This window comes from Ochrobactrum sp. Marseille-Q0166 (assembly GCF_014397025.1).
GTDB lineage: Bacteria > Pseudomonadota > Alphaproteobacteria > Rhizobiales > Rhizobiaceae > Brucella.
In genome coordinates, this window is record NZ_JACJUO010000002.1 from 389,311 (window position 1) to 400,947 (window position 11,637).

Genomic DNA, 11,637 nt, shown 5'->3' on the forward strand with positions numbered 1-11,637 from the left:
GTTACCCCAGCTTCTTTCTCGCCTGCCCTTCAAGCATGCGATTATAGGCGATCATGATCACAAGATTGGCGACCAGAACGATAATGGCGATAGCAGCACCCAGCGGCCAGTTCAGCTCGATCAGGAATTCGTCATAGACGACCGTTGCCGCCATTTTGAGACGACGCCCACCAAGCAGACCCGGAATAGCAAAGGAGCTTGCAGAAAGCGCAAAGACGATCAGGCTACCCGACAGAATGCCAAGCACGGCCTGCGGAAACACCACGCGGCGCAGCGCTGTGAAGCGCGACGCGCCAAGCGTGAGCGCAGCGGCTTCTACCGTTGGATCGAGCTTTTGCAGCACCGTCCAGACCGGAATAACCATGAAAGGCAGCATGATATGCACAAGACCGATCACGATGGCTGTTTCGGTGTAGAGGATTTGCTGGGCTGGCAGACCGACAAATTCCAGCACGCTGTTTACAAGCCCGTTGCGTCCCAGCAACATGCTCCAGCCGAATGTGCGCACCACAACTGAAACCAGCAGCGGGCCGATGATGACGAGCAGGAAAATCGAGCGCCAGGGTGCGCGCATATTGGACAGAATATAGGCTTCCGGCACCCCGATCAGCACTGTGATCACAGTGGTAATCAAGGCGAGTTTCAGTGTGCGCCAGAAAATATTGAGGTAATACGGGTCCTGAAGCACCTGTATATAATTGGAGAGCGTATAAATATCTTCGATGCCCTTGTCATAGCTGTAGCTATTGAACGAGAGCAACACCGTCAGCCCCAGTGGCAAGAGCACAAGGGCAAAGAACATCAAAGTGGATGGGCCTGTGAGAAAAAGCGGCATCCAGTTGCGCCGTTCTTTCGTCTCCCCGGAGCCTGATTGAGGACCTGTTTGTGAAGCAGCACTCATGATCAGTGCGCTCCCTTGTCGAGAACACGGCAATCCGCATGATCCCATGTTAGCCCGACCCTGCTGCCTTCTATTGGCGGTGGGTTGCCAAGGTTCGGCAGAGCGACGGACAGCATGCCTGCAGGCGTCAGAACGCCCAGCAGCCACTGCGCACCCATGAAGTAACGTGTCGTAACTTCACCGCTGACATGGCCCTGATCCTCATCAACGAGATGCACTTTTTCCGGGCGAATGAAGACAGAAACCTCACCGGATGCGGGCGCATCTTTTGCAGGAAAACGCACCTGTGTATCAGCCAGATTGATATGACCGTCCCCGGCATGACCCTTGAGAAAGTTCGACTTGCCGACAAAGTTGGAAATGAAGTGATTATGCGGATGCTCATAAAGCTTATACGGTGCATCGACCTGCGTTATGACACCCTTTTCCATGACCACGATGCGGTCGCTGATCGACAGCGCTTCGGCCTGATCATGTGTCACCATAATCGTTGTGATGCCAACCGTGCGCTGAATCCGGCGCAGTTCAAACTGCATTTCTTCACGCAGCTGTGCATCGAGATTGGAGAGCGGCTCATCGAGCAGCAGAACCGGCGGATTGATGACCAGCGCACGAGCAATGGCCACACGCTGGCGCTGACCGCCCGACATTTCACGTGGATAACGATCCGCAAGTGCACTTAGACGCACCAGTTCCAGCACATCGCGAACACGCTTTTCCCGTTCTGCCTTTGGAACATTGCGCATTTCAAGGCCGAAGCTGACATTCTGCGCAACAGTCATATGCGGGAAAAGTGCGTAACTCTGGAAGACGACGCCAAGCTCGCGTTTGGCCGGAGCAAGGCGTGTTATATCGCGTCCATCAAGCGTGATCGAGCCTGATGATGGCTGCACAAGGCCCGCAATCATCTGCAAGGTTGTGGTCTTGCCGCAGCCCGAAGGGCCGAGAAGCGAGATGAACTCTCCCTTTTCAATCTCCAGATTGAAGTTATCGACGGCTGCGAACTTGCCGTAATAACGGGAAATATTGGAAAGGGTCAAAAAGCTCATTGCGTCTCCCTCTCGGCAAGACTTCCGCCATAGGCTGGGGGAACGGAAGCGCCGTGATGTTTTCTCACGTCGCCTCTTCGTTAGGGCTGGCTTGCGGAAGCGGCTCGACCGCGCATGAAGCGCTGATCAGACTTGGATGGTTTGAACGCGCGTTGGTCCGGTCGCTGGCGCAACCGTGGCGTTCCCCTTGCTTCAAGTTAAAACCGCCGATCCGCTTACGGCATCGTCAAGACACCTTGCCGGACCTTCCCATTGGCGACGGATTTTAAATGGCAGAAAATTTTGAACGATTACAAATTATAATTTTCAATTTCGGAAGAAATTATATATTTCTTTCAAAATACAGAATTTGGTAGCAATTTTATGGATGATATATCAGAAAATACGAAATCTGGTGCGGCGCTTAACTCAAGTCTGGTGAAGGCAATTTATATTCTGAAAGGCCTGGCAGCCAGCACGGATGATGGCGTGCGGTTGATCGATCTGGCGCGCGAACTGGAACTGAGCCAGCCTTCGGCGCATCGTTTGCTCAAGACGCTGATTGCGGAAAACCTTGTCGAGCAGCTTCCCGACAAGAAGGCCTATCGTCTGTCGCTGGAGTTTTTCGCTATGGCCGCCCAGGCGCGTCAGCGCGATGGAATCCTGAGTCTTGCCCGCCCTTCCCTCTTGCGACTTTCAACCACCTTCAACGATACCGTCTTCCTGCTGGTGCGCAGCAATTTCGATGCGGTCTGTCTTGATCGTGTGGAAGGGCCGTTCCCGATCCGCTCTTATACTGGTGATATCGGCGGTAAGGTGCCGCTTGGCATCGGTCAGGGTAGCCTTGCCATTCTGTCCTTTCTGCCGGAAGAAGAGCGCGAGGCGATCATCCGTTTCAACATGCCCCGCATTCTGGACAAGGCCACCATTGACGAGGTTGATCTTCGCATCATGATCGCACAAGTGCGCGAAACCGGTGCCTCTACCTTCAACTTCAATATGATCGACGGGATGGCCGGCTTAGGTGTTCCGGTGCTCAATCGGAGTGGTGAGGCGGTTGCCGCACTCAGCATCGGCACGCTGGCCTCACGATTAACAGAAAAACGTCAGCACACGATCACGGAACTTTTGCAGCGTGAAGCAGCCGCTATTTCCGATAAACTCAACCCTTTTGACCCGGCTTTGCGTCATCCCAGTCAGGCATTCGTGAAATAATCGGATAGTTTATCAGGATTTCACGCAATAGCCTTGTCTTGTCCACAGAAGCCCCCGAAATTGGAGATTGACTTGCACTTTGCAGCGGCGTTTGATCTGGCAAGTATGGGGGATCTGTAGCAAGAGGCGAAAAGCCCGAAACAGAAATTCCATCTCTTTATTGATGTAAAAATGGAGTTCTGTTGTGTTCAAGTTCACCAGACGGGGAATGTTTCATCTTGCTCTCGCTCTCGCCGGATCCACGGCGATGGGCACAGTTGCCACCACGGCAGCACAGGCTCAGGACAAGATCCTGCTCATCATCAATGGCGCGCTCGGCGATAAATCCTTCTTCGATTCCGCTGCCAATGGCATGAAGATGATCAAGGACAAATATGGCGACGACGTCGAAACCAAGATTCTCGAAATCGGTGATGATCCGACCAAATGGGAACCGGTTTTCCTGGATGCATCCGAGCAGGACTGGGATCTGATCATCGGCGGCACCTACCAGATGTCGGAAACAGTTGGCTCTGTTGCACAGCAATATCCGGACAAGAAATACGTCCTCTATGATGCAAGCGTGCCTTATGAAGAAGGCGGCTACGACAATGTTTATTCCATCCAGTACAAGCAGAACGAAGGTTCCTATCTCGGTGGGATGCTGGCGGCCTCGCTCCTGAAAGACGGCAAGCTCGGCGACACCGGCAAGAATCTCGGCTTCCTTGGCGGCATGGATATTCCGGTCATCAACGACTTCCTCGTTGGCTATATTGCTGGCGTGCAGGCAGTCGAGCCTGACACCAAAATCGCGATCTCCTATGCAGGCTCTTTCATGGATGCGGCAAAGGGCAAGGAACTTGGCCTCGCACAGTATCGTTCGGGCGTGTCGCTCGGCTTCGTCGTTGCCTCGCAGACCGGCCTTGGCCAGCTTTCGGCAGCCAAAGAAACCGGCAAATATGTTCTGGGCGTCGACTCCGATCAGGAAGCCATCTTCAAGGACAGCGATCCGGCAATGGCCAAGCAGGTCGTCAGTTCCGTGTTGAAGAACGTCGATGTCAGCCTTCTGCAGGCCTATGACCGTTTCAAGGAAGGCAATCTTCCATTCGGCAAGGCTGAAGCGCTCGGCCTGAAGGAAGGCGCTGTCGGCATCGTGCAGGATGGCAACATGGCTTCCATGGCCACGCAGGAAATGAAGGACGCCATCAAGAAGGCTTCCGATGAAATCTCCGAAGGCAAGATCACGGTCCCAACCGCATTTGGCATGAGCACCGAAGATCTCAATGCGATCCGTAACAAGGTTCGTCCATAATCGTGGAAAAACAAGCTGAAAACATTGAAGGCGGCGATACAATCGTCGCCTTCCGAGATGTGAGCAAGGTCTATCCGAACGGCACGGTCGCACTGCGCGATGTGTCGTTTGCGATCCGCGCCGGTTCGATCCACGCCATTTGCGGCGAAAACGGCGCAGGCAAATCCACGCTCATGAAAATCCTGTTTGGCATCGAAAATGCCACCGCAGGCGAAATCGTGATCGACGGCCAGACGATCTCTTCATGGTCGCCGGAAGATGCCGCTGCCCGAGGCATCGGCATGGTGCATCAGCATTTCTCGCTGGTGCCGACGCTGACCGTCACCGAAAATATCATTCTCGGTCATGAGCCGGTGAAAGGCGGGTTTATCGACCGTGTGAGCGCGCGCAAATCGGTCGAAGAACTCATGCAGCATTATGATCTGCACGCCGATCCGGATGCGATCACCGGCACGCTTTCGGTTGCAGCCCAGCAGAAGATCGAAATCCTCAAGGCGCTGGCGCGTCGTACGCGACTGCTGATCCTGGATGAGCCGACCGCCGTTCTTTCGCCGCCCGAAATTGAAGAGTTGATGCGCAGGCTGAAAGCACTGCGGGATGAAGGTATCACCATTCTCTTCATTTCCCATAAGCTCAATGAGGTGCGCGAACTGGCCGAAAGTGTCACGGTCTTGCGCGCAGGCGCCGTTGCAGGAACCGAAAAGCTCGCCGATGTGCTAGACGATGCCATCATGCAGATGGTTATGGGCCACGCGGTCGAGATTCCGCAACGCGCGCACAAGCTCGACGCGACGCAAACAGTTCTTGAAATGAAGGGCGTCACCATTGAAGCCCTCGACCCTGCCGACCGTATCCGCGATGTAAACCTCACCATTGGTGCGGGAGAAATCGTTGGTGTTGCCGGTGTGGATGGCAGCGGCCAACGCGGACTGGTTTCCGCATTGTCTGGCCTGATGCGCGCATCTCAAGGTGCAATCACCCTAAACGGCGCAGATATGTGTGCCGCCGACACTGCAAGCTGGCGCGAGAAAGGCCTGGCCTATCTGCCTGCCGACCGCTTTTCACAAGGCGGCGCGCCGGGCCTGTCTCTGGCTGAAAACACGATTGCCGGCACGGATGGAAACCGCGACACTGATTTCGGCCCCTTCCTGCGATGGAGCGCGATCAAAGCGCGTGTCAGCGACATGATTAAACAATATTCGGTGCGTGCAGGTGCAATCACCGAAAGGCTCGACTCGCTGTCGGGCGGCAATGCGCAGAAGCTTATCGCAGCGCGCGAACTTGCCACCAGACCGAAGTTCCTGATCGCCGATCAGCCAACACGCGGCATTGATGTTTCAGCAGCAGCCTTCCTGCATCGCCGCATCGATGAAGTGGCGCAGGGCGGCTGTGCTGTGCTTCTTGTCAGTGCTGATCTCGATGAATTGCTGCGGTTGAGCGATCGCATCGTCGTGTTCTTCAATGGCCGGATTGTCGCCGTCCTCAAGAACGGACCCGATATTACTCCGGCGGTCCTTGGACCTTATATGCTGGGCACGCGAGCATGATCCCAAAAAGTGTAAAACGGTTTTTGGATAAGATCATGCTTAAGCAGAGAGTTGCAGCTTAATGCGTAGATTTATATCCTATCTTATTCCCTTCTTTCTGACAGTGCTGGTGATCGGTATCATCATGGCGCTGCTGATCGTGCCACTCGCCCTGATGCAGGATAATCCGGCAGGTGTGTTGAAAACCTTCTTCCTCGGACCGTTTGGCAGCATTCGCCACATGGGTAATGTGGTGGAAGCTGCAACGCCGATCATGCTGACGGGCCTCGCCATCACCATTCTTTTCCGCTCCGGCCTGTTTAATCTGGGCGCGGAAAGCGGTTTTTATCTTGGCGGACTGGGTGCCGTTGCGGGAGCCGTTCTGCTGCCGTCGCTTGGCTGGTTCTCACTGCCGGTCGCCATTTTGTGCGGTGCGGTTGCAGGCAGCTTTGCCTGCACGATCCCCGCAGCGCTGCGCCTGCGTTTCGGCGCATCTGAAATGGTAACGTCTCTGGTTCTCAACTATGCCTTCCTGTTTCTCGGGCTGTTCGTGCTCAATTATGTCATCCGCGACCCGGCTGCGGGCGGCATGATGTCTTTGCGCATTCCACCCGAAGCAAAGCTCGACCGGCTTCTGGCAGGCACGCGTTTGAACTCCGGCTCGATCATTGCCATTCTCGCCTGTATCGCAGGTGGCATCTGGCTATACTGGACGCGTTCCGGCCTCAATATCCGCATTGCAGGCTCCAGTCCCGGATTTGCAAATCATCTGGGCCTACCGCTCAAGGGCATCATCATGCGCGCGCAGATCGTTGGTGGTCTGGTGGCAGGCATGGCCGGTGCACTCGAAGTTCTGGGCCTGCATAACCGCTTTGCATGGCTGGACCTGCCCGGTTACGGCTGGACGGGGCTGGTGGTTGCCATCCTTGGCCGCGAAAACCCATTCCTGCTCATTCCGGCAGCTTTGTTCCTTGGTTTCGTTCAGGTTGGCGGCGATCTTCTCGCCCGCAATATGAATATCCCGACCGAAGTCGTGGGTCTGATAACCGCGGCTATCATGGTGGGCGCAACAGCAAGCGTCATTCATAATCACCCGACAGTATTGCGCGTGATCCGAAACCTCCGCAATCGGGAAGGAGAACAGGCATGAGCGCAGTTCTTGCACAAATTCTCGATCCGGCTTTTATTGCAACCATTCTGCGTGTTGCCACGCCCTTGTTGCTGGCAGCGCTTGGCGTGATGATTTCCGACCGTGCAGGCGTTCTGAATATCGGCATGGAAGGCATGATGCTGATCGCAGCGCTGATAGCCGTTCTCGCAAGTGCGGCAACGGGAAGCCCGGCCATCGGGCTCCTTGCGGCCCTTATAGTCGGCGCCTTTCTCGGCTGGCTCATGTCTCTGTCTGTCAACAAGCTCGGTACCGATCTCATCATGACAGGCATCGCGCTCAATATTGCAGCGGCTGCTGGCACGACGCTGGGGCTTTTCCTTGCCACCGGTGACAAGGGTATGTCGGGCGCGTTGAAAAGCGGGGCGCTGCCAAGCCTCAGCGTTCCTTATATCGGCAATATCCATATATTGAGCTTTGTCGCATTGCTGGCTGTTCCGGTCGTTAGTCTTCTAATGATGCGGACGCGGTTCGGCCTTCATCTGCGCGCAACGGGTGTCGATCCGAAATCGGCACGCGCAGCAGGCATTCACACCGGACGCGTTCAGATGCAGGCGCTCATACTTTCTGGCATCTTTGGCGGTGCGGCAGGGGCCTATCTCTCGCTCGGTTATGTGACATGGTTCGGCCAGAACATGACCGCCGGGCGCGGTTTCATCGCCATTGCTGCCGAAGTGATGGGGCAGGGAACGGCGTGGGGAACGCTGATCGCAAGCCTTGTACTTGCCGCTGCGGAATCGCTGGCAATCACCCTGCAAAGCCTTGGGTTGCCCTTCGAGCTGATGCAGATGATCCCTTATCTCGTACCCGTCGTGGTGCTGACGATACACGCCGCAAGAAGACAGCGGCGTGCAAGACAGTTGAAGAAATCCTGAAATGCATGAAAACGAGAAAAATATGAAAGCCTGGGAGCTGACACGCGATCTGCTGCGCAACACAAAGCCCGTTGTTCGGGCGGCGGAAGAGCAGACATGGGATGCAAGCGCCGTCATGAAGGCGCAGGACGATCTGATGGCCATGTTCTGGAAAAGCAATGTGCCGGGATCGGCAGCGCCTGAATGCCTGATGGCCGGTGCGCTGCAATCACTTGAAAACAAGGGTTATGTGCTGGCACCCTATGCAGAGCTTCTGCGCGACGGGCTTGCGGCACTGGAGCGCTCTGATTTTGAAACCCTTTATCGCATCGATATGCGTTTGCGCATACTCATGCGCGCGGCAAAGCCCGATCCCGATCATCCATCGCAGAAAACCATCCGCTTTGCATCGTGGGATGCATTTGATGCGACAGTGAACTGGCCCAACGATGTGGCTTATCCTATCCAGTCTGATGATTTCCGTGACCGTACCGCGGGCGCATGGATGGCGCAGCTGGTGGGCGCTGCGGCTGGCACGGCACTTGAGGGCTATACGGCCGAGAACATCATGGAGGCTTTTGGTCCGATCCGCGATTATGTGCGCGAGCCCAACACCTATAATGACGACATCACTTTTGAGATCGCCTTTCTGGAAGCCTTTGGCGAGAGGGGTTCTGCTGTGACCAGCGCCGACATTGCCGAACGCTGGACCTCGCTGATCCCGCTTGGCTGGTCGGCGGAGGCAATCGCCCTTTCCAACATGCGTCGCGGTCTCACGGCGCCTGAAACCGGCACTTCCGACAACCCGTTTGATGAATGGATTGGCGCACAGATGCGCGGCACAATCTGCGGCATGGTCGTGCCGGGACGTGCGCGTGAAGCTGCCCGCCTTGCCTGGATGGATGCGGAAATTTCACATGCCGGAAACGGAATCCTGGGCGAAGTTTTCAATGCCGTCATGGCAGCCCGCGCCTTTACAATCAAAGACACGCGCGAATTGCTGGTTTCAACCGCAGAGCTTTTTTCGACCGACACGGAATATGGCGCAGTTCTCGCTTTCGCGCTTGATGCCTGCCGTGCTGCAGATCGCTGGCAGGACGCCTGGGCAAAATGCGATGCGGAATATGCCGAGTATAACTGGATTCACGTCACGCCAAATGCCGCAGCACAAGTTGTGGCACTCTGGTTCGGCGAAGGCAATTTCGACCAGACGCTGGAAATCGTCTGCGGCATCGGCCATGACGTTGACTGCAATGCCGCGCAGATTCTGAGCATGATCGCCATTCAGCACGGCCCCGGCATTATCGCAGAACGCTGGTCAAAACCGCTCCTTGCCGACGACATCGTCACCTATATGCGCCGACCGGCGAAAATCTCTTTCGATGCGCTGGTCGATCAGACAGTGAATGCAGCGCGCAACGCTCTTTAAAATCCCCTATCAGGAAACCAATCATGGCCCGTAAAATCATTATCGATACCGATCCCGGTCAGGACGATGCAGTCGCCATTCTTCTGGCCCTCGCAAGCCCTGAACTCGACATCCTCGGCATCACCGCCGTTGCCGGCAACGGCCCGCTGGCCCGCACAGAAATCAATGCGCGCACCATCTGTGAAGTTGCGAAAAAGCCGGACACAAAAGTATTTGCAGGCTCCATCCGTCCGCTGGTGCGCCCGCTTGTGACGGCTGAAAACGTCCATGGCAAGACCGGCCTTGATGGTTATGATCTGCCTACACCCACCATGCCGCTTCAGGCACAGCATGGTGTTGATTTCATTATCGAAACACTGATGAAGGAAGAAGCTGGCACCGTCACTCTCTGCCCGCTCGGCCCTCTCACGAACATTGCCTCTGCACTCATCCGCGAGCCGAAGATCGCTGAACGCGTCAAGGAAATCGTGCTGATGGGTGGCGGCTATTTCGAAGGCGGCAACATCACGCCATCGGCTGAGTTCAACATCTATGTCGATCCACATGCAGCCGCAGTTGTGCTCAAATCAGGCATTCAAATCACCATGATGCCGCTCGATGTCACGCACAAGGTGCTGACCACCGAGAAGCGCATCGCAGCCATTCGCGGCCTCGGCACGCATGTCGGGGAAGTCGTTGCTGCATGGCTTGAATTCTTCGAGCGCTATGATGAAGCAAAATACGGCACCGATGGTGGCCCACTGCATGACCCGAACGTCATCGCCTATCTGCTCAAGCCTGAACTTTATTCAGGTCGCCATTGCAACGTGGAAATCGAGATCAATTCGGAGCTGACCATCGGTGAAACAGTCGTCGATTGGTGGGAAGTTACCGATCGCCCAAAGAATGCACTCTTCATCAAGGATGTTGATGCGGATGGTTTCTTCAGGTTGCTGACTGAGCGTCTCGCAACGCTCTAAACACTCTCAAAATCACATAATTGCCATAAAAAAGCCGCAGGATTCACAATCTTGCGGCTTTTTTGCCATCGGTTTTTATGGCTTTTTTGTGATTTATGGCTGTTTTTGCAGAAGTTCGGCCACTTCTTGCGCCGTCGGCGCGGCAGATCCGGCCCCCACGCGCGTCACAGCAATCGCACCGGAAGCTGACGCGAAACGCACGCAATCATGCAGCGACTGACCCTGCGAATAGGCAACAGCAAAGCCACCATTGAAACTGTCGCCAGCAGCAACAGTGTCAACCACCTTCACCTTGAACGGTTCAAAGTGTTTGACCTCATCGGCCGTCACAAGCAATGAGCCACGGCCACCAAGCTTGACGATAACGATCTTCGGACCACGTTCGAGAAGCTTGCGTGCAGCAGCTTCCGCAGATGCAATATCGGTTGGTTCAATGCCGGTGATTTCAGCGGCTTCGGTTTCGTTGGGCGAAATGATTTCGCTCAATGAAATCAGATCAGCCATACGGCTTGCATCGCCAACCGGAGCCGGATCAAGCAGCACGGTTCCACCAGCGGCTTTCACAGCCTTTGCAACAGCAAGATTGGCTTCATGCGGGACTTCACGCTGCAACAGCGTGATTTTGGCTTTCGCAATATCAGACGCATAGGCATCAATATCGGATGCGGCCCAGTTTGCATTGGCCCCAGCGCAAACAACAATCGTGTTCTGTCCGGCCTCTTCGACCTGAATGATCGCGATACCGGTATCGACACCATCAATCATTTGAACACCGGCGGTATTGAGACCAAACTGCTGCATTTGCTTGACAGCCAATTGGCCAAAAGCATCGTTGCCAACCGCACCGACGAAACGGACATCGCCGCCGAGCTTTGCCACAGCAACCGCCTGATTGGCCCCCTTGCCGCCAAGACCGATGCCATAGCCGGATGCATTGAGTGTCTGGCCGGGACGCGGCAGCGCTGCCATGCGGGCACTGACATCCACGTTTACGCTGCCAAAAATGAAAATTTTCAATGGAGTTCTCCACAATTGCGATTGCCGCGGAACATAGCGTTGGTTGTTGCAAACTTCCATGCCACGCATCGCGCAATACACAAATACTACAAGGTAAGACACCGCCCAAATATAGATATTTTAGCCGATCTGGAACGAAGAAGCTTGACCATGAATATTCCTCCACCCCATAAATAGAACGGGGAGAATATGTGAAATTACATATGTTTTATTTGTAAGGTGCAGTTTGAAACAATCTACATAGGGAGA

Annotated in this window: 10 protein-coding genes; 7 read left to right on the forward strand and 3 right to left on the reverse strand. The window is 55.1% G+C overall.

Going from position 1 to position 11,637, the window contains the following annotated elements; translation table 11 throughout:
* Position 1: 1 nt before the first annotated feature.
* Both H5024_RS12945 and H5024_RS12950 read right to left on the reverse strand, forming a co-directional pair.
* Positions 2-835: an ABC transporter permease gene (locus tag H5024_RS12945; protein WP_187548609.1), complete on the reverse strand. Its 834-nt coding sequence runs from the start codon at positions 833-835 to the stop codon at positions 2-4.
* 68 nt (positions 836-903) lie between these two features.
* Entirely contained in the window at positions 904-1,950 is a 1,047-nt protein-coding gene (locus H5024_RS12950) for an ABC transporter ATP-binding protein (protein ID WP_187547457.1), read from the reverse strand.
* Between the two features lie 363 nt (positions 1,951-2,313).
* On the opposite strand from H5024_RS12950, the gene H5024_RS12955 reads away from it, so the two are divergent.
* The 7 genes from H5024_RS12955 to H5024_RS12985 all read left to right on the forward strand — a co-directional run bounded on the left by H5024_RS12955 (position 2,314) and on the right by H5024_RS12985 (position 10,371).
* The gene (locus H5024_RS12955; RefSeq protein WP_187547459.1) at positions 2,314-3,144 is read left to right on the forward strand and encodes an IclR family transcriptional regulator; all 831 of its coding nucleotides are present in this window, start codon (positions 2,314-2,316) and stop codon (positions 3,142-3,144) included.
* 184 nt (positions 3,145-3,328) lie between these two features.
* Entirely contained in the window at positions 3,329-4,435 is a 1,107-nt protein-coding gene (locus H5024_RS12960) for a BMP family ABC transporter substrate-binding protein (protein WP_187547461.1), read from the forward strand.
* Positions 4,436-4,437: 2 nt separating this feature from the next.
* Positions 4,438-5,982 (forward strand): ABC transporter ATP-binding protein, encoded by a 1,545-nt coding sequence (locus tag H5024_RS12965; protein ID WP_187547463.1) that lies wholly within the window; start codon positions 4,438-4,440, stop codon positions 5,980-5,982.
* Between the two features lie 61 nt (positions 5,983-6,043).
* Positions 6,044-7,111, forward strand: coding sequence for an ABC transporter permease (locus tag H5024_RS12970; protein WP_187547465.1), 1,068 nt, complete (start codon positions 6,044-6,046; stop codon positions 7,109-7,111).
* Positions 7,108-8,004 (forward strand): ABC transporter permease, encoded by an 897-nt coding sequence (locus H5024_RS12975; RefSeq protein WP_187547467.1) that lies wholly within the window; start codon positions 7,108-7,110, stop codon positions 8,002-8,004. The genes H5024_RS12970 and H5024_RS12975 overlap by 4 nt, the downstream gene beginning before the upstream one ends.
* 22 nt (positions 8,005-8,026) lie before the next feature.
* Positions 8,027-9,412 (forward strand): ADP-ribosylglycohydrolase family protein, encoded by a 1,386-nt coding sequence (locus H5024_RS12980; RefSeq protein ID WP_247875285.1) that lies wholly within the window; start codon positions 8,027-8,029, stop codon positions 9,410-9,412.
* A 23-nt stretch (positions 9,413-9,435) separates the two neighbouring features.
* On the forward strand, positions 9,436-10,371 hold the full coding sequence (locus H5024_RS12985; RefSeq protein ID WP_187547471.1) for a nucleoside hydrolase: 936 nt from the start codon (positions 9,436-9,438) through the stop codon (positions 10,369-10,371).
* 93 nt (positions 10,372-10,464) lie between these two features.
* On the opposite strand, the gene rbsK is transcribed toward H5024_RS12985, so the two are convergent.
* The gene (gene rbsK, locus H5024_RS12990; protein WP_187547473.1) at positions 10,465-11,448 is read right to left on the reverse strand and encodes a ribokinase; all 984 of its coding nucleotides are present in this window, start codon (positions 11,446-11,448) and stop codon (positions 10,465-10,467) included.
* Between the last annotated feature and the right edge of the window lie 189 nt (positions 11,449-11,637).

Coding starts and splice junctions, on each gene's coding strand:
- H5024_RS12975 (WP_187547467.1), top strand. CDS start 7,108: ATGAGCGCAGTTCTTGCACAAATTCTCGATCCGGCTTTTATTGCAACC.
- H5024_RS12950 (WP_187547457.1), bottom strand. CDS start 1,950: ATGAGCTTTTTGACCCTTTCCAATATTTCCCGTTATTACGGCAAGTTC.
- H5024_RS12955 (WP_187547459.1), top strand. CDS start 2,314: ATGGATGATATATCAGAAAATACGAAATCTGGTGCGGCGCTTAACTCA.
- H5024_RS12980 (WP_247875285.1), top strand. CDS start 8,027: ATGAAAGCCTGGGAGCTGACACGCGATCTGCTGCGCAACACAAAGCCC.
- H5024_RS12985 (WP_187547471.1), top strand. CDS start 9,436: ATGGCCCGTAAAATCATTATCGATACCGATCCCGGTCAGGACGATGCA.
- H5024_RS12945 (WP_187548609.1), bottom strand. CDS start 835: ATGCCGCTTTTTCTCACAGGCCCATCCACTTTGATGTTCTTTGCCCTT.
- H5024_RS12970 (WP_187547465.1), top strand. CDS start 6,044: ATGCGTAGATTTATATCCTATCTTATTCCCTTCTTTCTGACAGTGCTG.
- rbsK (WP_187547473.1), bottom strand. CDS start 11,448: ATGGAAGTTTGCAACAACCAACGCTATGTTCCGCGGCAATCGCAATTG.